Annotated in this window: 20 protein-coding genes; 6 read left to right on the forward strand and 14 right to left on the reverse strand. The window is 69.5% G+C overall.

The window, feature by feature from the left end:
* Window positions 1-48: 48 nt before the first annotated feature.
* From AB0M73_RS28630 to AB0M73_RS28680, 11 genes are all read right to left on the reverse strand, one after another.
* A complete protein-coding gene (locus tag AB0M73_RS28630) occupies window positions 49-375 on the reverse strand; it encodes an NAD(P)H-dependent oxidoreductase (RefSeq protein ID WP_363896616.1) in 327 nt (108 codons plus the stop codon).
* A 24-nt stretch (window positions 376-399) separates the two neighbouring features.
* Window positions 400-1,848 carry an aldehyde dehydrogenase family protein gene (locus AB0M73_RS28635; protein ID WP_363896619.1) on the reverse strand — a complete coding sequence of 483 codons (1,449 nt, stop codon included), beginning with the start codon at window positions 1,846-1,848 and terminating at the stop codon, window positions 400-402.
* A gap of 85 nt (window positions 1,849-1,933) precedes the next feature.
* A complete protein-coding gene (locus tag AB0M73_RS28640; RefSeq protein ID WP_363896622.1) occupies window positions 1,934-2,626 on the reverse strand; it encodes a GntR family transcriptional regulator in 693 nt (230 codons plus the stop codon).
* 36 nt (window positions 2,627-2,662) lie between these two features.
* Window positions 2,663-4,795 carry an alpha-galactosidase gene (locus AB0M73_RS28645; protein WP_363896625.1) on the reverse strand — a complete coding sequence of 711 codons (2,133 nt, stop codon included), beginning with the start codon at window positions 4,793-4,795 and terminating at the stop codon, window positions 2,663-2,665.
* Between the two features lie 57 nt (window positions 4,796-4,852).
* Complete coding sequence (locus AB0M73_RS28650; protein WP_363896628.1) at window positions 4,853-6,214, reverse strand: sugar ABC transporter substrate-binding protein; 1,362 nt, start codon at window positions 6,212-6,214, stop codon at window positions 4,853-4,855.
* Entirely contained in the window at window positions 6,214-7,188 is a 975-nt protein-coding gene (locus tag AB0M73_RS28655) for an acetylxylan esterase (protein ID WP_363896631.1), read from the reverse strand. Before AB0M73_RS28655 ends, AB0M73_RS28650 begins: the two co-directional genes overlap by 1 nt.
* A complete protein-coding gene (locus AB0M73_RS28660; protein ID WP_363896634.1) occupies window positions 7,182-9,542 on the reverse strand; it encodes a glycoside hydrolase family 95 protein in 2,361 nt (786 codons plus the stop codon). Before AB0M73_RS28660 ends, AB0M73_RS28655 begins: the two co-directional genes overlap by 7 nt.
* Window positions 9,542-10,438 (reverse strand): carbohydrate ABC transporter permease, encoded by an 897-nt coding sequence (locus AB0M73_RS28665; RefSeq protein ID WP_363896637.1) that lies wholly within the window; start codon window positions 10,436-10,438, stop codon window positions 9,542-9,544. Before AB0M73_RS28665 ends, AB0M73_RS28660 begins: the two co-directional genes overlap by 1 nt.
* Window positions 10,439-10,455: 17 nt before the next feature.
* Window positions 10,456-11,409, reverse strand: a complete 954-nt coding sequence (locus AB0M73_RS28670; RefSeq protein WP_363896640.1) for a sugar ABC transporter permease — start codon at window positions 11,407-11,409, stop codon at window positions 10,456-10,458.
* A gap of 36 nt (window positions 11,410-11,445) precedes the next feature.
* Window positions 11,446-13,506: a fibronectin type III domain-containing protein gene (locus AB0M73_RS28675; protein ID WP_363896643.1), complete on the reverse strand. Its 2,061-nt coding sequence runs from the start codon at window positions 13,504-13,506 to the stop codon at window positions 11,446-11,448.
* 53 nt (window positions 13,507-13,559) lie between these two features.
* Window positions 13,560-14,648, reverse strand: a complete 1,089-nt coding sequence (locus AB0M73_RS28680; protein ID WP_363896646.1) for a mandelate racemase/muconate lactonizing enzyme family protein — start codon at window positions 14,646-14,648, stop codon at window positions 13,560-13,562.
* 155 nt (window positions 14,649-14,803) lie between these two features.
* Here AB0M73_RS28680 and AB0M73_RS28685 point away from each other — a divergent pair, with 155 nt between their 5' ends.
* Complete coding sequence (locus AB0M73_RS28685; protein ID WP_363896649.1) at window positions 14,804-15,760, forward strand: helix-turn-helix domain-containing protein; 957 nt, start codon at window positions 14,804-14,806, stop codon at window positions 15,758-15,760.
* 53 nt (window positions 15,761-15,813) lie between these two features.
* Here AB0M73_RS28685 and AB0M73_RS28690 read toward each other — a convergent pair whose 3' ends face one another.
* Complete coding sequence (locus AB0M73_RS28690; protein ID WP_363896652.1) at window positions 15,814-16,554, reverse strand: nucleotidyltransferase domain-containing protein; 741 nt, start codon at window positions 16,552-16,554, stop codon at window positions 15,814-15,816.
* An 18-nt stretch (window positions 16,555-16,572) separates the two neighbouring features.
* Here AB0M73_RS28690 and AB0M73_RS28695 point away from each other — a divergent pair, with 18 nt between their 5' ends.
* Window positions 16,573-17,016, forward strand: coding sequence for a YdeI/OmpD-associated family protein (locus AB0M73_RS28695; protein ID WP_363896655.1), 444 nt, complete (start codon window positions 16,573-16,575; stop codon window positions 17,014-17,016).
* A 155-nt stretch (window positions 17,017-17,171) separates the two neighbouring features.
* Here AB0M73_RS28695 and AB0M73_RS28700 read toward each other — a convergent pair whose 3' ends face one another.
* Complete coding sequence (locus AB0M73_RS28700; protein ID WP_198047144.1) at window positions 17,172-17,438, reverse strand: DUF3040 domain-containing protein; 267 nt, start codon at window positions 17,436-17,438, stop codon at window positions 17,172-17,174.
* Between the two features lie 112 nt (window positions 17,439-17,550).
* Between AB0M73_RS28700 and AB0M73_RS28705 the strand changes: the two genes are divergently transcribed.
* The 4 genes from AB0M73_RS28705 to AB0M73_RS28720 all read left to right on the forward strand — a co-directional run bounded on the left by AB0M73_RS28705 (window position 17,551) and on the right by AB0M73_RS28720 (window position 20,293).
* The gene (locus AB0M73_RS28705; protein ID WP_363896659.1) at window positions 17,551-17,979 is read left to right on the forward strand and encodes an ATP-binding protein; all 429 of its coding nucleotides are present in this window, start codon (window positions 17,551-17,553) and stop codon (window positions 17,977-17,979) included.
* A 76-nt stretch (window positions 17,980-18,055) separates the two neighbouring features.
* Complete coding sequence (locus tag AB0M73_RS28710; RefSeq protein WP_363896662.1) at window positions 18,056-18,457, forward strand: DUF6292 family protein; 402 nt, start codon at window positions 18,056-18,058, stop codon at window positions 18,455-18,457.
* A gap of 43 nt (window positions 18,458-18,500) precedes the next feature.
* Window positions 18,501-19,415 carry a sensor histidine kinase gene (locus AB0M73_RS28715; protein WP_363896665.1) on the forward strand — a complete coding sequence of 305 codons (915 nt, stop codon included), beginning with the start codon at window positions 18,501-18,503 and terminating at the stop codon, window positions 19,413-19,415.
* A complete protein-coding gene (locus AB0M73_RS28720; protein ID WP_363896668.1) occupies window positions 19,412-20,293 on the forward strand; it encodes a DUF2157 domain-containing protein in 882 nt (293 codons plus the stop codon). Before AB0M73_RS28715 ends, AB0M73_RS28720 begins: the two co-directional genes overlap by 4 nt.
* Here the strand turns inward: AB0M73_RS28720 and AB0M73_RS28725 are convergent.
* On the reverse strand, window positions 20,290-21,144 hold the full coding sequence (locus AB0M73_RS28725) for a helix-turn-helix transcriptional regulator (RefSeq protein ID WP_363896671.1): 855 nt from the start codon (window positions 21,142-21,144) through the stop codon (window positions 20,290-20,292). The two genes, AB0M73_RS28720 and AB0M73_RS28725, sit on opposite strands and share 4 nt — an antisense overlap.
* Window positions 21,145-21,149: the final 5 nt, after the last annotated feature.

A 21,149-nucleotide genomic window follows, 5' to 3' on the forward strand; every position in this document is an offset into this window, starting at 1 on the left:
CCGGGGGCCGAGCCCCGCGCGGAACGCGCGGCATAGGCACAGCACCGGCTACCCGGGGGCCGAGCCCCGCGCGGAACGCGCGGCATAGGCACAGCACCGGCTACCCGGGGGCCGAGCCCCGCGCGGAACGCGCGGCATAGGCACAGCGTCGGCCCGGCTGACGATCTCGCTCCAGCGGTGGGTGTGGGGCTGGGTGTACTGCTGCAACCGCGGATGGTTGGGCTCGTCGAGCAGGGGCAGGCCCACCTCCTTCAGGTCGACGAGCTCGACCTCGAAGCGGCCGTCGGCACGGGCGAGGTCGGCGAACCACTGGGCGACGGGCTCACCGCTGCGGACCGGGCGGGTGCTGCCGATGATGATCTGGAGGACTGGCACGGTGAAACTCCCTCGGTGACGGGTTCAGGCGATGGGCAGCGTGCGCTGCCCGCTCTCGACGTTGATCCAGACCAGGTCGGTGAAGTCGGCCATCGAGTAGGCGCCGGTGCGGCCCCAGCCGCTGTCCCGCACGCCGCCGATGGGGGCCTGGACCTCCTCGTCGATGGTGGGGATGTTGACGTGCACGGCGCCGGCCTTGACCTTGCCGGCCAGCTCGAAGCCGCGATAGGTGTCGCCGGTGAGGATCGAGGAGGTGAGCCCGTACAGCGAGCCGTTGATCTGCTCGATGGCCTCCTCGGCGGTGCCGATCGGCTGCACGATGACGACGGGCCCGAAAGTCTCCACAGTGGACACCGTGCATTCGTCGGGCACGTCGACGAGGATCGTCGGCTCGTAGACCTGGCCGTGGTGGGCGCCGCCGGTCAGCAACTGGGCGCCGTGGTCGAGCGCCTCGTTCACGCGGTCGTGCACGGACTTCACGGCGGCCTCGGTGATGAGCGGGCCGACCACGGTCTTCGGGTCGCCCGGGTCGCCGAGCTTCAAAGTCCTGGTCTTGGCCACGAAACGCGACAGAAACTCGTCGTAGATGCCGCGCTGCACGTAGATCTTGCGGGCGTTCATGCAGATCTGGCCCTGGTGGAAGAAGGCGCTGAAGGTGGCGCACCGCACGGCGTAGTCGAGGTCGACGTCGTCGAGCACGACCATGGGGTTGTAGCCGCCGAGCTCCATGACGGTGCGCTTCAACGTCCGGCCGGCCCGCTCGGACAGCATGCGCGCGGTCTGCACGCTGCCGATGAAGTTGATGCAGCGCACATCGGGGTTCTCGAAGAACTCGTCGGCGATGGGCCCGGCCTCGCCCGGCGCGTGGGTGACGACATTGACCACACCGCGCGGAAAACCGGCCGCCTCGCAGATTTCGGCGACGATCAGGCCGGCCGACACCGGGGCCAGCTCGGACGGCTTGACGACGACGGTGTTGCCGGCCGCCAGGGGCTGCAGAACCGCGCGCCAGGACAGGATGTTCGCGCCATTCCACGGCGTGAAGCTCGCGACCACGCCGAGCGGCTTGCGCACTGCGACGGAATGCGTGCCGGGATGGTCGGTGGCCAGCACCTCGCCGGTCGGCTGGTACACCCACTGGGCGGCCTGCAACAGCGTCTGCTTGACCAGGTCCTGCTGGAAGTTGGCGAAGTAGATGCTCGTGCCGGTCTCGCGGGCCAGCAGATCGGCGATCTCCTCGCGGCGGCTCTCGGCGATCTCGGCCGCCCGCAGGAACAGCGCGGACTTCTTGGACGGCGACAGCGCCGCCCACTGGTCGAACGCGGCGGCCGCGGCGTCGACGGCGGCCTTGGCGTCGGCCCGGCCGCACGCGGCGACCCGGGCGAACGGCTTGCCGCTGTAGGGCTCGTGCACGTCGAACGTGGCCGTGTGCTCGGCCCAGATTCCGTTGCGGTAGTGGCGATATTCGGTCATGCCCACACCATCGCCGCGCGGGACTCACACGGTCAACGGATGTTCGACAGTATGCGAACAAAGCATGACGGCTATGCGCCGGTGGTCACATCTTGACCAGCAGCCGGTCCCGCGCGGTCTCGAGGTGGCTGACCATCGCCTTGCGGGCCTGCGCGGCCTTGCCGGAGATCATCGCGTCCACGATCTCGCGGTGCTCGGCCAGCGCGGCGACGCCCGAGGTCTGGTTGTACGTCAACCGGAAGAAGTGCAGATGGCAGTGCGTGCGGTCGAACGCCTGCTCCACCGCGACGTTGCCGGCGATGTGCAGGATCAGCTGGTGCAGCCGGTTGTCGTGCGCGGACAGCGCCTTGTAGTCCTCGTAGCTGTCGTCGTCCGGCGCGACCGGGCAGCTCAGCATCTCGGCCTCGAGCGCGGCGGCCCACTCGTCGGTCATCAGCGACGCCGCCTTGGCCGCGCTCGGCGGCTCCAGCAGCAGCCGCAGCCCGTACATGTCCTCGACCTCGTCACGGGTGAGCAGCTCGGTGACCCGGTAGCCGCGCAGCGGCAGCCGCACGACGAGGCCCTCGGACTCCAGTCGTGCCAACGCTTCCCGCACCGGCGTGCCCGACACGTCGAGCTCGCGCGCGACCTCGTCGATGTTGACCCGGTCGCCCGGCGCGATGCCGTCGTTCATGATCAGCGTCCGGATCTGCTCGTAGACGCCGTCGGCCAACACCTGCCGGCCCTTGAGCGCCGACAGGCGCGGACCACCGCCATTGGTCACGTTGTTCACCCGCACCACATCCTCCCCGAATACCTTACCGGATCTGGTGGATCATGCACGATCGACGATTACCTCCAAGAGTAACGCCTGACCGGGGTCCAGCGTGGGCATCGCCACGCCCGCGTCCACGAGCACCGAACCCGGCACGCGCACCCAGCCGTCGATCGCCGCCGTGACCCACTCCGGGGCCCTGACCTGGCGCATTGACGGCAGGCCGAGGTCAGCTCGGATCCGCAGCCGGTAGTCACGCCCCCGCGACAGGCCCGGCAGCCGGACCCGCCACGATTGTCCCGCAGGGGAGGTCGAAATCCGGGCGAGGCTGAACAATCCATGCTCATTAGAAATGACACCGTGGAAAAAAAGTCCGTCGTCGGGCAGCTCGGCCCGCACCACTCGACCCGAATGCAGTAACGGCCGCAGCTCCTTGTACATCGCCGCCCAGGCCGTCAGCTTGTCGATCTCCGCCGGCGAGCAGGCGGTCAGGTCCTGCTCGATGCCGGCGTGGCCGAACAAAGCCGTGGCCAGACGGAACGAGTCGTCGGTGCGCCGACTGGTCGTGTGGCTACGTTCCGGCCCCACGTGCGAGCCGATCAACTCGGGCGGCAGCAGCTGCGCGGTCCAGCGCTGGATCGACTGGCGCTCAACGGGGTCGTTGCAGTCCGAGGCCCACACCCGGTCGGTGCGGGCCAGAATCCCCAGGTCCACCCGGCCGCCGCCGCTGGCGCAGGACTCGATCTCCAGGCCGGGGTGACGGCGCTTGAGCTCGTCGATCAGCCGGTACAGCGCGAGGGTCTGGTTGTGCACGACCGGCCGTCCCGTGTGGTCCACGGCCTCGTGCAGGTCCCGGTTGTGGTCCCACTTGACGTAGTCGATGCCGTACTCAGCGACCAGGCCGTCGATCGAGGTCAGCAGGTACGTCCACGCCTCGGGATTGGCCAGGTCGACGACGTACTGGTTACGCGAGGGCGGCCCGGGCTCCCCCGGCACGCCGAGGAGCCACTCCGGGTGCTGCCGGGCCAGGTCCGAGTCGAGGTTGACCATCTCCGGCTCGAACCACAGACCGAACTGCATGCCCAGGCTCTTGACGTGGTCGACGAAGGGACTCAGTCCCCGCGGCCACACGGTGATGTCGACCTGCCAGTCGCCGAGGCCGGCGGTGTCGTCGCGGCGGCCGCGGAACCAGCCGTCGTCCAGCACCACCCGTTCGACGCCGACCTTGGCCGCCGCGTCGGCCAGCGCCAGCAGGCGGTCGAGGTCGTGGTTGAAGTAGACGGCTTCCCACGTGTTGAGAACCAGCGGCCGTGGCGGCCGGGACTGCTTGCGCTGCAAGGCGTGGAACCGGGCGGCCAGCCCGTCCAGGCCCTCATCGGACCAGGCGAAATAGGTGATCGGGGTGTCATAGCTTTCCCCGGCGGCCAGGCGGACTTCGCCGGCCCGCAGCAACTCGCCGCCGCCCAGCACCGGCGGCGTCTCCGGCAGCTGCTCGACCACGTAGCGCTGATCACCGCTCCACGCCACGTGCAGCGCCCACACTTCGCCCTCGCCGAACGAGAAACCGGGTGTGCCGACCGTCATCAGGAACGCCGAATCCTGACCGGGCTTGCCCCGCCGGGACCCGCGGACGTGCGCGCCGTGGCCGAGCCGGGTCCGCTGCGGCGACCGCTCGCGGCACCACTTCCCGGTGAAGTCCAGGACCTCGACGGCCCGGCTCGGCAACGGCAGCAAGGTGGAGACGCCGGCGACCTCGTACGGCTCTGCAGTGTCCGATTTCTTGGCGCACAGCGTTGCCCGTGCGGACAGCACACCACTGCTGTCCATTGTGTACACCAAGGTGACGCGGAGGCCGGTGATCTCGTCGTCCAGCACGAGTTCGAGCCGGTTGTCGGCCAGCGTGTGCTCGACCAGACGAGGCCGCGGGGTGGTGGCGATGCCGCCGCGATGCCCTTCCAGCGCCGGCGTGCCGGCCCAGCCCTCGAACTCCGTGGGCCACACCGAACACCGGCGTGGCACGTCCACGGAGTTGTTGAGCACGGCGGGTTCGCCGACGAAGGCCAGCGCCGCCAGGCCCGACTCGTCCAGCTCGCCGAGGTCGCGACCCCAGTGCACGACCACCGGAACCGGCTGTGCGGCCAGATCGACCACGAACCCGACCCCCGCCGCCCGCAGCCTCGCGAACCGCCCCATCCACGCCACCTTCCCAGGGAAACCGCGAGTCCGCTCTCCAGCAGGCGAGATACCGGTTCAGTTCTGCTTGTTGAGGATGTCCTTGGCCTTCTGCGTCATCTCGGCGAACACGTCGTCGCCGCGGCTGCCGCTGAAGTAGCCCTCGAACAGCGGCTCCAGCGTCTGCTGGAGGTCGGCGCCGTTGGCGTAGGCCGGCGCGCCGTAGAGCGTGCCGTCCTTGAGCGCCTTGGTGAACACCGACAGGTCGACGCCCTGCTTGGCCACCGCGGCCGCCGCCGAGTCCATCGCCGCCGGGATGGACGGGAAGAACGAGCCGGAGGCGCCGGCCATCGACTGGCACTCCTGCGAGCCCATGTACGAGACCCACTTCCAGGTCAGGTCGGGGTTCTTGGTGCCGGCCCAGATGTTGTTGCCGTTGGAGTTGGACAGCTGCGAGCGCGTCTTGCCGTCCGGGCCGAGCACGGTCGGCGCGATGCCCACCTTGACGCCCGGCAGCTTCTCGAAGGTCGCCGCCTCCCACGAGCCCGCGGTCTCCATGGCGATCTTGTTGGTGCCCAACAGGTCCACGTCGCTGATGGTCGCGGTGCCGCCGCCGGCGCTGAAGCTGTTGATCTTCGGCGCGAAGCCGCGGTCGGTCAGCGACTTGATGTAGCGCATGGTCTTGGCGAAGTTCGGGTCGTCGTAGTTGAACTTGGTCGGCCACTGCGACTTGTCGCCCTGCCGCCAGCCGGTGGTGGCCAGGAACGAGTTCCAGGTGGTCTGGCCGATGAAGTCCTTGGCCGCCAACTGGCCCATGCCGTACGTGGCGACGTGGGCCTTGTCGAAGCCCGCCTCGTCACCGCGCTTGCCGCTGGCGTCCACGGTCAGGTGGGCCACCATCTTGTCGAAGGTGCCGCCGTTGTCCGGGTTCCAGTTCAGGTTCTCGACGTCCTTGGCCGTGTAGCCGGCCTTGGTGATCGCGTCGGTGTTGTAGAACATCGCCGCCGCGGCCCAGTCCAGCGGCAGCGCGTACTGCTTGCCGTCGGTGAACTTCCAGGCGCCGACGCCGACCGAGAACTTCTTCAGGTCGAAGTTGGTCTTGCTGATCAGATCGTCCAGCGGCAGCAGCTGGTGCTGCGAGGCGTAGGCCTGGAAGAACTGCACCGAGTTCTGGAAGGCGTCCGGCGCGGTGCCGGCCACGAAACCCGCGGTGAGCTTGGTGAAGTAGTCGTCCACCGCGTACTGCGAGATCTTCACGGTGACGCCGGGATTGGCCTTCTCGAACGCCGTCGCGCACGACTGGTAGGCCGCGGCCTGCTTGTCGTCCCAGGTCCACCAGTTGACCGTGCCGGTGGCGGAGCCGGAGCCGGAGCTGCCGCAGGCCGACAGGGCGACGACGGACGCGGACGCCAACGCGACCGCGAGCAGCTTTCTCATCATCAGCTATTCCTCGTTTCGGTGGGACGGCCCGGGCGCAGGACGCTCGCGAACGCGGACAGTGCGATGGCCGAGTCCTCGGCGCCGCCTGCCTCGTGTCCGTTGTGCTCCCACAACCGGAACTGCTTGGGTCCCCAGTACTCGTGGTAGGCGCCGAGAACCGACTGCGCCGGCACGACATCGTCGAGCTGGCCGGCCGAGAACCACGCCGGCGCCTCGGCCCGGCGGGCGAAGGCGATGGCGTCGAAGTAGGCCAGCGTGTGCCACACCCGGTCCACACTTGCGCGGTGGATGGCCAGGTATTTGGTGATTTCCTCGTACGGGAAGGTGCGCACCAGACGCGTCGACTGCTGGATGTCGGCCAGGAACGGTGCCTGGAAATGCCCGGCCGCGATGTCCGGCACCAGGCCGGCGGCGGCCAGCGCGATGCCGGCGCCCTGGCTGTTGCCGATCACCGCGACCCGCTCCGGGTCGACGAAGTCGAAGGCGCGCACCGTGTCCACGGCCCGCACCGCGTCGGTGTAGACGCGACGGTAGAAGTACTCGTCGCGGTTTTCAATCCCTCTGGTGAGAAAACCCGGGTAGGCCGGGCCGCTGCCGACCGGGTCGGGCGTGTCGCCGCCCGCCCAGTCGCCGCCCTGCCCACGGACGTCCATGAACAGGTGGGCGTAGCCGGCCGACGACCACAGCAGATCCTCCACGGCCGCGCCGCGACCGCTGGAGTAGCCGTGGAACTGCACAACCGCCGGCAGCTTTCCCGTGCGCTGCTTGGGAAGCCGCAGCCAGGCCCGGATCGGGTGGCCGCCGAAGCCCGGGTACGTCACGTCGAACACCTCGACCGTGACCAGGTGCGTCTCGACCGGGGTGACGGTGACGTCCAGGGGGAACTGCCGGGCCTCGGCTATGGTCGAGGTCCAGAAGTCGTCGAAGTCCTCCGGCTCCTTGTAGGAGCTGCGGTACTCCCAGAGGTTCAGCACGCCAGCCGCCTCTCCTCGCCGACCGCGAGCGTGAACTCCTGGCGCTGGCCGTCGAAGAGCACGGTGACCGTCCGAAGTGGATCGCCGGTCAGCCGGCGGATGCTCAGCGCGGCCAGGGAGCCGTTGCGCCACGTGAGGTCGGCCGACAGGCCTCCCCGGCAGCGAACTCCGGTCAGCGCGCCGCTGGGCCAGCTGCTCGGTAGCGCCGGCAGCACGCGGATCACGCTGTTGTGGCTCTGCACCAGCATTTCCGCTATGCCGGCCGGGAAGCCGTAGTTGCCGTCGATCTGGAACGGCGGGTGCGAGCTGAACAGGTTGGGCAGCAGGCCGCCCCACTGCGAGCCGTCCGTCGGGGCGTCGAGGTCCCAGTCGAAGCCCAACGGCCGGGTGGCCTCCAGCAGCAGGGATCGCGCGGTCTCGCCGTCACCCAGCCGGGCCCGCAGCGCGATCTTCCACGCCCACGACCAGCCCATGGCCCCGTTGCCCCGGCGGTCCATCAGGTTCACCGCCGCCTCGGCCAGCTCCGGCGTAATCCCGGGATCGATCTGCCCCAACGGATACACGGTCACAAGCTGGGACATGTGCCGGTGCTTCGGGTCCTCCTCCGGCAGGTCCTCGACCCACTCCTGGAGCCAGCCACCCGCGGTCACGGCCGGCGGCCGCAGCCGCGGCAGCGCCTTCTCGATCTCGGCCAGCACGGGGTCGTCGACGCTCGTGATTCGGGCCGCGTCCAGGCAACGGGTGAACACCGCCCTGAGCAGGGCGATATCCATTGTGGACGACCAGGACAGCGACTCGGGCTTTCCGTCGACCAGGAACCAGTTCTCCGGCGAGGTGGACGGGATGGTGTCCAGCTGACCGTCGTGCTCGACCAGCCAGTCCAGGCCGAACAGGGCACACCCGCGCAGCAGCGGCCAGGCCCGGTCCCGGAGAAACGCCGTGTCGCCGGTGAATTCGTAGTGGTCCCAGGCGTGTTGGACGAGCCAGGCGCCGCCCATCTGCCAGATCGCCCAGGACGGGGCGCCATGGCCCATGCCGACCGGCAGCGACCAGCCCCACATGTCGGTGTTGTGGTGGGTCACCCAGCCGCGCGCGCCGTACAGCTCGCGGGCCACGTCGGCGCCGTTCGCGGCCATCTTGTCCAGCAGGTCGATCAGCGGCAGGTGACACTCGGCCAGCCCGGTCACCTCGGCCGGCCAGTAGTTCATCTCGGTGTTGATGTTCACCGTGTAGTTGGACGACCAGGCCGGCCGGAGGTCCGCGTTCCACACGCCCTGAAGGTTGGCCGGCGGGCCGCTGCCCGGGCGCGAGGAGGACGCCAGCAGGTACCGCCCGTATTGGAACATCACGGTCGCGGCGAGCCGTTCGTCCCGGCCGGAGAGCACGTCCTCGGCCACGTCGATCGGGCCGTTGACCTGCCGGCCGATGCGCAGCGAGGTGCCGCCGAGCAGCCGACGGAGGTCGGCGTCGTGCTCGCGCAGCAGGGTTTCGGTGCCCTGGGTAAGCGCGCCGGAAACCCGCCCGCTGGCGGTGCTCAGGTGCTCCGTGCGGGTCCTGGGCGCGCGTTCTTCCCAGAAGTCCCGAGCGGCCGTCGACGTGCCGAGCACGATCAATGCGCGGGTCGAGCCGGTGACGATCAGTTCAGAGTCCGTTGTGGACACTTTGCCGTCGGTGTCGATCCGGACGACGACCGCGCCGAACGGGTCGTAGTCGTCGATCGGGGCGTCAACGTAGCGCAGCGGTTCCTCGACCTGCGGCTCGTGCTGCGGCGCGCCGTCGACCGGGATCTCCACGCCGAACTCGAACCCGTTGTCCCGCAGCAGCTTGTGCACGGTCCTGAGCGGCGACTCCAGCTCCAGCCGGAGATCCGTGCGCCCGGTGATGCTCACGCACAGCACGCCGGCCGGGTGGCTGGCCCACACCGAGCGCTCTACCTCGTGGCCGTCGACGGTGAGAAACTCGTGCGCGACACCGTTGTCCAGGTTGAGGGTTCGGCCCTGGAGGCTGCCCTTTCCCAGCGTCATCCAGAGGTCGGCGAACGGCAGAAACTCTTGGCTGTAAGGGCCCTCGAACGACATCAGCAGCCGATCCGCGGTCCGATAGTCGCCGGCCATGATCGCCGCGCGCACCTCGGCCAGGCGCTCCGGCCCCGCACCCGTGGCCAGCACGTCGGCCAAGGCGTCGGCCGGGCCGTGCGGGGTGCCGGACCAGACCGTGGAGTCGTTGACCTGCAAGCGGGTCCGGCCCGGACCACCGAAGACCATGGCACCCAGGCGGCCGTTGCCGACCGGCGCGGCCTCGATCCACTCCCCCGCCGGCCGCGGCCAGGAGAGCACCAAGTCGTCGTGTCGCATCATTTGATCCCGGTGAAGCCGATGGAGTTGACGATGCGCCGGCCGAACACCACGAAGAGCAGCAACATCGGCAGCGCGGCGATCAGCGTGGCCGCCATCAGGCCGGCCCAGTCCACCGCGGTGTTGGGCGAGGACTGCTTGAACACCGCCAGCGCCAGGGTCAGCGGCCGCACGCTCTCGTCGCTGGTGACCATGAGCGGCCAGAAGTAGTCGTTCCAGGTGTTGATGAACGTCAGCAGGCACAGGGTGGCGATCGGCGCCGCGCACATCGGCAGCACGATCCGGAAGAACACCCGCAGCGGACCGGCGCCGTCGATGGTGGCGGCCTCCTCCACCTCGCTGCTCAGACCCAGCATGAACTGCCGCAGGAAGAAGATGTTGAACGCGGAGAAGAACGCGCCGGGCAGGATCATGCCGGCGAAACTGTTGGTCAGCCCCAGGTTCTTCACCGTGACGAAGTTGGGGATCAGGGTGAAGATCGCCGGCACCATCAGCGCGCACAGCAGGACCGAGAACACCACCTCGCGGCCCTTCCAGCGCAGCCGGGAGAAGGCGTAGGCGGCGGTGGCCGAGCAGAACACCACCAGCGCGGTCTGCACACCCGCGTAGATCACCGAGTTGCGCAGGTAGAGCGCGGTGTTCAGGGAGGCACCGGAGCCGCCCTCGGCCTGGGCCTCGGCCACCGTGGCCAGCCCGAGCGCACGCTTGAACGCGCCGAGGGTGAAATCCACCGGCAGCAGGGATCCCGCATCGGTGTGCAGCGCGAAGTTGTTGGACAGCGCGGTGCGCAGGATCCAGTAGAACGGAAACTGGGTGATCACGACGATCACGGCCAGGTAGATCCAGGCCAGCACCCGGCCGACCGAGGGTCGGGCGGTGACGGAACGGTTCGCCACGGCTGCTTCTCCTCTCGTCAGGTCAGGTCGGACTCGCCGGCGCGGGTCATCTTCAGCTGGGTGAAGGTGATCGCGATCAGCATGGCGAACAGGGCCAGCGACATCGTTGCCGCGTAACCGAAGTCGAACTGGCTGAAGGCCTTGTTGTAGATGTACATCTGCAGCACCAGCGACGCGTTCTGCGGGCCGCCCTTGGTTGTCACCTGCACGATGTCGAACACCTGGAACGAGCCGATCACCGTCAGGATGACGACCATGACCAGGATGTTGCGCAGCAGCGGCACGGTGAGCCGGCGGAACATCTGCAGCTCGGTGGCGCCGTCGACCCGGCCGGCCTCGTAGATGGTGGCCGGAATGGTCTGCAGGCCGGCGAAGATGAGGATCGCGTTGTAGCCCATGGACTTCCACACGCTGATCGCGGCCAGCGAGGGCACCGCGAGCGCGCTGTCGCCGAAGAACAGCATCGGGTGGCCGGTGAGCTTGATGATGAACGAGTTGATGATGCCCAGCCCCGGGTCGAGCATCCACGACCAGGTCATCGCCGCCACCACGCCGGAGATCAGGAACGGCAGCAGCACGATGCCGCGGATCAGCGTGGACTTGGTCAGCCGGTGCATGATCACAGCGGTGATCAACGAGATCAGGATCCCGAAGAACACCGACAACAGGACGAAGTAGACGGTCACCCACAGCGAGTGCCAGAAGACGTCGTCGCCGAGCAGTTGCTGGAAGTTGGCCAACCCCACCCAGTTGGGCGGGCTGAGCACGTGGAAGTCGGTGAAGCTGTAGTAGATGCCCTGCACCGTCGGGTAGGCGAAGAACACCAGGAAGCCGATGACGGCCGGCGCGATGAGCAGCATGGCCAGCGGCAGGTGTCCCCGCCGGGTCCCCGGCCTGATCCCACGGCGGCGACGTGCCGTGGCGACCGGCGCCACCGGCGGTGTCTTCGTGTCCTGTGTCGCGGTCACCACGGCATGTCCCCTCTCAGATCAGCTGGTTCAGGTGCTTCAGATGGTGATCTTGTCGATGTCGGCCACGTAGTCGTTCGGCGTGGGACCGTTGAACTCGACCAGGTTGTTGCCGCCGGCCTTCAGCGTGACCGGCACGACCACGGTCTGCGGTGTGCCCCAGTCGTTGTCGTTGCTGCCGGCCATCGGCAGCCGGAACGGCACGCCGTTCACCGTGACCTGCGCGGTGCGGCCCGAGTCACCGTCCACATAGGAGACGGTCATCAGGTAGGTGCCGTCCTTGGGGGCCCAGACGTTCGGGAACGACAGGTGGCCGGTGCCGCCGAGGTTGCCGACCTTCTTGCCGCCCGAGCACGGGCCGCAGTCGTTGACCGAGGCGCCGCCGGTGACGAGGTTGACCGCCGCCTCGCCCTCGTAGTTGATCGAGCCGTTCTTGTCCGCGGTGGACACGTTCAGCTTGGTGCTGGGCAAGGACTTCTTGCCGTCCTTGGTCACCGCGACGACGGTGAAGTCGAAGGTGCTCGACGGGGCCAGGCTGGCCACGGTGACCGAGGTTCCGGCGGTGGTCAGCAGACGGCTGGTGCCGTTGTAGACCTCATAGCTCTTCACGGCGCTGTTGCCGCTGAACGACGGATCCCAGGCCAGCGTCACGCTGTTGCCCGCGGCGGTCGTGCCGGAAGCGGCGACGGCGTGCAGGTCGCCGGGCGGGTTCGGCGCGTTGTCCTTGGCGTTCGGGGTGATCTTCAGCAGCTGCGAGCCGTGGGTGGGCAGCGACGCGGAGACCGTGCCGTTGGCCGCGGCGAGATCCTTGTGGCTCCACAGGTCCCGCACCTTGGCGGTGCCGTTGATGCCCAGCTGGGCCAGGTTCGCCGTGACGGTGGCGGTGGCGTCGCCGAGGTTGAACAGCGCGACCGTGTAGCTGCCGTCCTTCTGTCGGGCGTACCAGACCTGCTGCTGGCTGGACTGGTCCACCGGCTTGGCCGCGATGCCGGCCTGGTCGACCGCGATGACCTCGTCGTTGGTCAGCAGGGAAAGGCCGTACGGGTCGAGCTTGGTCAGGTCGTCGCCCACGTAGAGCGGGGCCGCCTCGATGGCCCACAGCGTGGCGTAGCTCTGGCGCTCGGCCTCGGAGATGCCGTCCATCTGGCCGTTGCCGACGTCGAGGGAGTCCAGGTTGTTCCAGTAGCCGGGGCCGGCGTCCGGGATCCACTGCACCACATCGGTGAAGCGCTGCTTGACCGAGTTGTTCCAGGTGACGATGGTGTCGCAGTAGCACTCGACGTCGGTCTCGACGCGGGCGCCGTTGGAGTTGGCCTTCCACACGTCGGCCTGGCGGTGGCTCAGGCCCCAGGAGATGACGAACTGGATCTTGCGGCCGGTCTTGGCCAGCGCGGTGTTCCAGGCCTTGACGTCCGAGGTGTTGTCGTAGTTGGCGCCGCCCTGGAAGGAGCCGGGGCCGACGCCGTCCAGCTTCAGGAAGTCGACGCCCCAGCCGGCCAGCTCGGCGGCGATGGAGTTGATGTAGGCCTGGGAGCAGGGATTCGTGAAGTCGATCTTGTAGGAGCTGTTCCAGCCGTTGGTGGTGCGCAGGTCGGAGTACACCACGTTGCGCGTGAAGCAGTTCTTGACGCCGGCGATGGGCGTGTTGCCGTTGTTGTAGGCGCGGATGTCCAGGCCCACGGCCAGGTACGCGCCGAACTTCAGGCCCTTGCGGTGGATGTAGTCACCGAGGTACTTCATGCCGTGCGGGAAGGTGGTGGCGTTGGACAGCGGGCGGGCGTTGCCGTCGAAGCCGCCCAGCCAGCCGGCGTCCACGTTGACGTAGTTGTAACCGTGCGACTTGAGCTTGCCGGCCACCACGTCGGTCTGCTTGATCACGTTGGCCTCGGTCAGCCAGCTGGCCGGACCGATCGGGTTGACACCCGGGTAGTTCGTGGATTCCAGGCTCCAGCTGCTCCAGCCCATGTAGGGCGTCGCGGCGCTGTCGGCCTTGGTCGGCTTGGCGGCGGGCGCCGCGTCGGCCAGTGGCACCTGGGCCACCGTGATCGCGAGCAGGGCCGCGGCTGCCGCCGTCAGCAGCCGCGTCGTTCTCCGACTCATCGAAACTCCATCTCAGTCGCACCGTTGCTGACTGTCCAATGAGGACATCACTGTCAGGAGACCCTGAGGTCGTCCATGGCGTCCCGGTCCCAGGCGATGCCCAGTCCCGGTGCGTCCGGCGGGACGGCCTGGCCGTCCACAACGGACATTTCCCCAGTGGTGATGGCGCGCAGCTGCGGGATGTGCTCGACGAACCGGCCGTTCGGGACGGCGGCCGCCAGGCTCACGTGCAGCTCCATCAGGAAGTGCGGACAGACCTCCGCGTTGAACGTCTCGGCGGTGTGCGCGACCTTCAGCCACGGCGTGATGCCGCCGATCCGGGCCACGTCCACCTGCACGACCGAGGCCGCGCCGCGCTGGAGGTACTCGCGGAACTGGGCGACCGAGTACAGCGACTCGCCGACCGCGATCGGGATGTTGGTGGCGTGGGCCAGGCGCTCGTGCGCCGCCACGTCGTCGGCCGGCAGCGGCTCTTCCAGCCAGGTCAGGCCCAGCGGCGCGAACAGGTCGGCCCGGCGCAGCGCCTCGGCCAGCGTCATGGACTGGTTGGCGTCGACCATGACCGGGAAGTGCGGTCCCACCGCCTCGCGCACGGCCGCCAGCCGGGCCGCGTCCTCGGCCCCGCTCGGCTTGCCCACCTTGACCTTGATCCCGCGCCAGCCCGCGTTCTGGGCCTTGAGGGCGCCGGCCACGAGCTCGTCGGTGGTGAGGTGCAGCCATCCCGTCTCGGTGTCGTACAAGGGAACCGTCTGCTGGAAGCCGCCGGCGACCCGCCACAGCGGCTCGTCGGCACGCAGGCAGCGCAGGTCCCAGAGGGCGGTGTCGACGGCGGCCAGGGCCAGGGAGGTGATCGCGCCGACCGTGGTCGCCCTGGTCGAGGCGAACAGGTCGTGCCAGACCGCTTCGATCCGGGTCGCGTCCGCTCCCAGCAGGCGGGGCAGCAGGTGGTCGCGGAGCAGGGCCAGCACGGCCGTGCCGCCGGTGCCGATCGTGTAGGTGTAGCCGAGGCCGGTGGCGCCGTCGTCCGTGGTCAGCTCGACGAAGACCGTCTCCTGGGACAGAAAGGCCTGGACCGCGTCCGTGCGGACCTGCTCCACGGCGATGTCCACCAGGAACGCCTCGGCCCCGCTGACTCTGGCCACGCCTCGCCCTCCATCGGGTTCGGTCTTCATGGATCCTATACGATCGGTGGTACTGGATTCTTGACTTGGATTAACCCAGGTGTCAATGGGTCGTGTTTCAGCCGTTATCGGCCCGTGTCGCGAGCCCAAGATCGGTACGCGCGTACACTCGCGCCATGCCGCCGGCAGCCGCCTTCCACCACCGGGTAGACGAGGGAGTCGTCGAGAAGGGCAGTCCCCGTCAGACATTCGCGCTCCCCGTCGGCGGGCAGAGCCTCCAGTACGCGGGCACGCTCGGCCGGCCCGGCAGCGGCTACCGGACCGTCACCCGGCTGTTGATCGGCGGCGTCACCACCTTCGACTGGACCTATCAGGGCTCCGGCGCGCACATGGAACGCACCGAGTCCCTGATCCGGCTGTCCCCCAACGGCTTGACCTACCTCTGCGTGTGCGTCGAGGGCAGCACCCGCCTGCGCCACCGCGGGGCCGAACTCCTGCTCAAGCCGGGCCGGGCCGCCCTCTGCTCCACCGTGAACCCGTTGGAAGCCCGGCACTCAACCCAGAACCGGCTGCTCACCGTGTACGTCGACACGCTGCGCCTGGAGAGCCAGATTCCCGGCGTCAACCGGCTGCTGGGCACCTCGCTGGCCGTCGAGGGGGTCGGGGAGCTGCTCGTGCAGCACATGCTGGCCACCATGAAGGTCGCCGCCGGCCTCGACCCGGCCGGCCTCGCCGCCGCCTCCGAGGCCGTGTCGGATCTGCTCGTCGGCACGCTGTCCCGCCGGGCGCAGCCCGTCTCCCCCGCCCTCGAAGCCCAGATCAGCGCCTACATCGACAGCTGGCTGGGCGACCCCGAGCTCACCGTCGAGCGCATCGCCGCCGCCCACCACATCTCCGTGCGCACCCTGCACCGGGTCTTCCAGCAGCGCGGCGAGACCGTCTCCACGCACATCAAGAACCGCCGCCTCGACGGCTGCCACGCCGACCTGCTGGCCCGTCCGGACCTGATGATCGGGGCGATCTGCGCGAAGTGGGGCATCACGGACATCGCCCACTTCTCCCGCCAGTACAAGGCCCGCTTCGGCTGCACCCCCACCGACACCCGCGACCAACGCCTCAACCTGGCCCGCTGACCCCCGCGAGTCCCGCTCAGCGTCATACCGAAATACGGTTTCCGGCAGAGCCCCTAACCGAGCATTGCTAACAACGGGGTGCTGAGCACCTTCGCCAACTTCACGTCGACGTGAGCGGTCTCGGCCAACAACAACTCCACCGCGGCGCGGAAGGCCCGGCGGAGGTTGGTCTCGTCGAGGGCGCCGACGAGCGTGGCCAAGGCGGGATTGGTGGCGCTGGGCGGAAGTAGATGCAGACCTCGTCCCTGCCCGGCGGGGACGCCGTGACGGAGACACATGAGGCTCAACACGGCGTTGCGGAGGCCGCCGAGCATGTGTTCGGCCTGCCAGAAGCGGTGGCGCTCAATGCTGGAGCGGACGTGAAGGGCGTAGAGCCAGGCCATGTCGATCTCGGCACGGGGGTCGAGCGGGGATGTGGACGGCTGGTCGACGGCGGTGCCGAAGAGGAGGCGGAAGGTGGGCGCGGTGGCGCCGAACTCGGCGGCGGGCACGAAGGCGATGTCGACCTGGAGGGTATGGGGCAGCAGGAAGACGCGGTAGATCGCGGAGCGGAAGGGGACGTCCAGGTGGTGGACGGCACCGTGCTCCGCGTAGAGGTAGGCGGTCCAGTCGGCCATGACCTCGTCGCGGGCGCCGGCGATGCCGAGGGCGAAGTCGATGTCGGACCATCGGTCGGTGTGGTCCAGGGCCCCGGAACCGGTGACGGCGGCGCCGGTGATGCGGGCGTCGCCCCGAGCGCGGTCGATGAGGGACGTCAGGAGCTGGTCGCGCTCGGAGGGCGTGAAGACGGCCATGCGGTTCATACTGCCGCCATGCGATTCCGGACGACGGTGCTGCTGGGCGGCAAGACGGCGACGGGCCTGCCGGTGCCGGCGGAAGTGGTCGAAGGGCTCCAGGCGGGCCGGCAGCCCAAGGTGAACGTGACGATCGGCGGCCACACGTACCGGAGCACGGTGGCCGTGCGCGGCGGGCAGTTCCTGATCCCGCTCAGCGCCGAGAACCGCACCGCGGCCGGGGTCACCGCCGGCGACGAGGTCGACGTGGACGTCACGCTGGACACGGCTCCCCGCGAGGTCGAGGTGCCGGCGGATCTGACCGAGGCCCTGGCCACGGATCCGGCGGCGCGCAAGATCTTCGACGGCCTGCCCTTCACGCACCGCAAGGAGTACGTGCGGTGGATCGAGGAGGCGAAGAAGGCGGAGACCCGGCAGACCCGGGTGGCCAAGACGCTGAGCCAGCTGAAGGACGGTGCCTGACACCGGGTTTCAATGGGTCCGAGAGCGTGACTCGCCGGGAGTGTGTGCGCGGAACCGGGTTTCGGTGTGACGCTGGGCGGGACTCGCGGGGGTTGAGAGAGCGCTCTCACGGGTGCGGAAGTCGACACATGGGTGCTGGGGAGCGGGACTCGCGGTTAGGTGGTGAAGAGGGTGTGGAGGTATTTGCGGTGGCGGAGTAGGAGGCCGGAGATGAGGAGAGCGAGGCCGGACATGCCGAGTTCGCCGCTGTTGACCACGATGCCGAGCACGAAGCAGCCGAGGCCGAAGACCCACATGGCCTCCAGGGCCCACCGGTAGCGGTCGAGCACGCTGCCCGACAGGCGGGTGGCGAGCGCCGGGTACTGGGCGGCGAGGCCACGCTCGATCGCGTCCAGCTGACGGCGTTCGTGCTGACTGAGCATGAGGGCTCCACTCGTGGCGATGGCGAACTGCGCACCCATATACCGGCCCGGCGCGCCCCCGGTTCACTGGCAACGACACCCGGTGCTGGATAGCCTGATCACCGGAGGTCTGGTGAACGGGTCGAGACACGAAGGCGCGGACGGGGCGCGGACGAACACCGTCCCGCTGACCCTGCGCTTCAGCGGCCTGGCAGGCGAGCTGGCCGGCATGCGCAAGGTGGTCCGGGACTGGGCGGCGGCCGTGGGCCTGTCCGGCGAGCTGCTGGAGGATCTCCAGCTGGTGGTGGGCGAGGCCGCGGCCAACGCGGTCGAGCACGGCTACCGCCGGGGCGAGCCGGGCTCGGTGGACGTGTGGCTGGAGCGGGACGAGGCCGGCACGGTGCACGGCCGGGTCCGCGACTACGGAACGTGGCGACAGCAGCCCGAGGACCCCGGGGATCGGGGCCGAGGGCTGGCGCTGATCCGGGCGCTGGCGGCGCAGATGAGCCTTCACCGCAGGTCGGACGGCACCGAGGTCGCCTTCACCATGCCTGCGATGTGAGCCGGGTCACATCACGGTTAGGTTATCACTCGTCCGGGTACCCACGATTGTCTTAGCACCGGACGGGGGGCGAGCCATGAACGTCGCACCGAACAGCGAGGCAGCCCTTGGCCTCGGCAGATACGTCGCCGCCGTCGCGCGCCTGCTGGGCGTCCCCGCGGACGCCATGTACCACGAGGTGGGCGACCTGGCCTCGGCGTACATCGCCCTGCCCACCCGCCACCCCCTGTTCGCCGAGCACGACCTGATGCTGGTCTGGGACGAGCGCCACGGCTGGTCGGTGGGCCTGGAGATCGACACCCTGGACGGCCCGGTGGTGCTGAGCTATCTCGGCCCCGATCCGCTGCCCACGCCGGGCCGCATCCGGCACTTCGTGGACGAGGTCGTCGTCGGCAACTGCCCGGGCCAGCCCGATCCCCCGTACTGCCGGTCCCGGGAACGGCTGGCGGACCGCCTGGCCAAGTTCGTCACGGCCTGAGGCCTGGATGCGGGTCGCTCCTCGGTAGGCATACGGTTGCGCGGTGGTTTTCCGGCACGAGGCGTTCAGCTACGACAGCGTGGACGACTTCGCCACCAGGGTGACGGACTTCGTGCGCGTCGGGCTCGCCGAGGACGCCGCGGTGACCGTCATCGTCCCGACGGCCCGGCTGGAGCCGGTGCGCGACATTCTCGGCGCGGACGGCGACGGGGTCCAGTTCGTGGACACGGTGTCCGAGGGCCGCAATCCGGCGCGGATCCTGCCGCTCTGGCAGGCCTTCCTCGACCGCAACGAGGGCAGACCCTGCCGTGGCGTGGGCGAGCCGGTGCACGAGGAGCGCACGGCGCCGGCGATCGCCGAGTGCCACCAGCACGAGACGCTGCTGAACCTGGCGTTCGCCAAGGTGGAGTGGCGCCTGCTGTGCCCGTACGCGGCGACGCTGCCGGAGTCCGTGCTGGCCAGGGCCCGCGCCAACCACCCGTGGTGGGAGGACGAGCCGAATCCGGACTTCGACGATCGCGAGGACGGCTCCACACTGGCCCAACCCCTGCCGGAACCGTTCGGCTCCACCACGTTCGTGCGCTTCGACCTGGACAGCGTCACCGGCGTGCGGGAGAACGCGGCCGGCAAGGCGCGGCGGTTCGGCCTGGACGCCGACTCCGTGGAGCGGTTCACGCTGGCCGTGCACGAGGTGATGGTCAACAGCGTGGACCACGGCGGTGGCGGCGGCATGGTGCGGCTGTGGACCGAGGACGACGACCTGGTGTGCGAGGTGCGGGACGAGGGCGTGATCACCGATCCGTTCGTCGGCCGCCGCCGTCCCACCCTGGCGCAGCCGCGCGGCCGTGGCATGTGGATGGTCAACCAGCTGTGCGACCTGGTCCAGGTGCGCTCGTCCGCCTCGTTCGGCACGGTGGTGCGATTGCGCATCACCGGAACGGGTACCCGCCAGGCATGACGAGGCTCGCGCACGGTCAGGAACGCGCTCTGGGTCAGTTGGTGACGGCCGGAACGCTCTCGAAGCAGGAGGCCGACGCCGTACGGAACGCCTTGACCGACGCCGAGGAGACGCCGGTGCGTCGCCGCATCGCCGAGGTCGTCGGCTATGTCGGCGGTGCCCTGCTGGTGGCCGGTGCGGCGCTGGTCGTCGGCACCTCATGGGACTCGTTCTCGCACGCCGGCCGCGTGGGGCTGCTGATCGGCGTCACGGTGGTGCTGGTCGGCGCCGCGGTGGCCCTGCGCAATCAGGTCACGGGTGTGCTGTTGGCCCTGGGCGCCGTCACGGCCGGCCTGGCCGGCTCCGTCGCCTTCGACACCCATCCGGCGCTGGCCGGCGGGATCGCCGCGCTGGTGCTCGCGGCTGCCGGGTATGCCGCCTGGCCCGCGGTGTTCGCGCTGCCGGTGGCCGGCATCGCCAGCGGCTCCGTGGTGGTCGGGCTGGTCGACCTGGTCGGCTTCACGCCGTCGTGGACCGGCGGTGGGCTGCTGCTGCTCGCGGCCGTCTGGGGCGTCCTCGTCTTTTACGACGCCATCCGGCACCGCGCGGTCGGCGCCGGCGTCGCCGCCGCGCTGGCCCTGATCGGCGCGCAGTTCCCGGAGCACGCGTTCATCCAGTACACGACGACACTGGTCGTGGCCCTGGTGTGCTTCGGCTGCTACCTGGCCGATCGGATGCCGATCCTGCTCATCGGCGGCGTGATCGGCGTGACGATCGCCGTGCCGGAGGCCATCTGGGACTGGACGGGCGGCGCGGTCAACGCGGCGGTGCTGGTGCTGATCGCCGGCGCGGTGCTGCTGCTGGCCGGCGGGGTCGGGCTGCGCGTCCACCGTCCCTAAGGCGCGCGGAACTCGCTCGGCGTCCGGCCCGTGTGCTGGCGGAAGAACTTCGTGAACGCCGTGGCCCGGGCGAAGCCGACACGGACGCCGATGGACGCCGCCGTCAGGTCGGTGTGGATGAGCAGGCGCTTGGCCTCCAACAGGATCCGGTCGTCGATGAAGCGCTTGGCCCCGACCCCGACCGCCGCCTGGCTGGCCCGGGTCAGCGTGCGCACGCTGTAGCCGAGCTGCGCGGCGTAGTCGACGACGCGGTGGCTACGGGCGAAACCCTCCTCGACGGCGGCCTGGAAGCGTGGGAACGCGTCGCCCTCGATCGGCTCCTGCTCGATGCCGTGCTCGGCGGCCAACCGCAGCACCAGCACGGCCAGCAGGTGCCGCAGCAGCTCGACCTGGAGCTCGGACGGCTGCTGGCCCCACTGGGCGTAGGCGTCCTCCAGCAGGTCCAGCACCGGCCACAGGGTGTCGCTGCCGGCGGTCGGCTGCCGGTGCACGCGGTCGACGCCGGCGATCTCGGCCGTGGTGCGGTCGAGGAAGTTGGGCAGGAACACGATGATCCGCCCGTCGGCGGCGGCGAGGTCGGAGTCGTAGCGGTGCACCTGCCCCGGCCGGGCCCACAGCCAGCTGCCGGGGTCCAGCTCGTGCTCGGTGAAGTCCAGCGAGCAGCGCAGCGTCCCGGACCGCACGGCGATCAGCTTGTGGAACTCCGGTCGTTGCCGGCCGTACGGGTCGACGCCGTGCCCGGAGGCCCGTGCCGTCAGGTCGCGGAAGTCGATGACCTCGACGCCGGGCGGCACCCCGACGCCCGCCCGGTAGGGCAGCGCGGTGATCGACTGCTGTCCGTTTTTCGTCATATCGT

The organism is Kutzneria sp. NPDC051319 (genome assembly GCF_040682195.1).
GTDB lineage: Bacteria > Actinomycetota > Actinomycetes > Mycobacteriales > Pseudonocardiaceae > Kutzneria.

What these genes read in the sequence shown, in the direction of transcription:
- AB0M73_RS28725 (WP_363896671.1), bottom strand. Translation starts at nt 21,144, where the DNA reads ATGACGAAAAACGGACAGCAGTCGATCACCGCGCTGCCCTACCGGGCG.
- AB0M73_RS28720 (WP_363896668.1), top strand. Translation starts at nt 19,412, where the DNA reads ATGACGAGGCTCGCGCACGGTCAGGAACGCGCTCTGGGTCAGTTGGTG.
- AB0M73_RS28700 (WP_198047144.1), bottom strand. Translation starts at nt 17,438, where the DNA reads ATGCTCAGTCAGCACGAACGCCGTCAGCTGGACGCGATCGAGCGTGGC.
- AB0M73_RS28650 (WP_363896628.1), bottom strand. Translation starts at nt 6,214, where the DNA reads ATGATGAGAAAGCTGCTCGCGGTCGCGTTGGCGTCCGCGTCCGTCGTC.
- AB0M73_RS28645 (WP_363896625.1), bottom strand. Translation starts at nt 4,795, where the DNA reads ATGGGGCGGTTCGCGAGGCTGCGGGCGGCGGGGGTCGGGTTCGTGGTC.
- AB0M73_RS28690 (WP_363896652.1), bottom strand. Translation starts at nt 16,554, where the DNA reads ATGGCCGTCTTCACGCCCTCCGAGCGCGACCAGCTCCTGACGTCCCTC.
- AB0M73_RS28660 (WP_363896634.1), bottom strand. Translation starts at nt 9,542, where the DNA reads ATGCGACACGACGACTTGGTGCTCTCCTGGCCGCGGCCGGCGGGGGAG.
- AB0M73_RS28635 (WP_363896619.1), bottom strand. Translation starts at nt 1,848, where the DNA reads ATGACCGAATATCGCCACTACCGCAACGGAATCTGGGCCGAGCACACG.
- AB0M73_RS28695 (WP_363896655.1), top strand. Translation starts at nt 16,573, where the DNA reads ATGCGATTCCGGACGACGGTGCTGCTGGGCGGCAAGACGGCGACGGGC.
- AB0M73_RS28710 (WP_363896662.1), top strand. Translation starts at nt 18,056, where the DNA reads ATGAACGTCGCACCGAACAGCGAGGCAGCCCTTGGCCTCGGCAGATAC.
- AB0M73_RS28675 (WP_363896643.1), bottom strand. Translation starts at nt 13,506, where the DNA reads ATGAGTCGGAGAACGACGCGGCTGCTGACGGCGGCAGCCGCGGCCCTG.
- AB0M73_RS28685 (WP_363896649.1), top strand. Translation starts at nt 14,804, where the DNA reads ATGCCGCCGGCAGCCGCCTTCCACCACCGGGTAGACGAGGGAGTCGTC.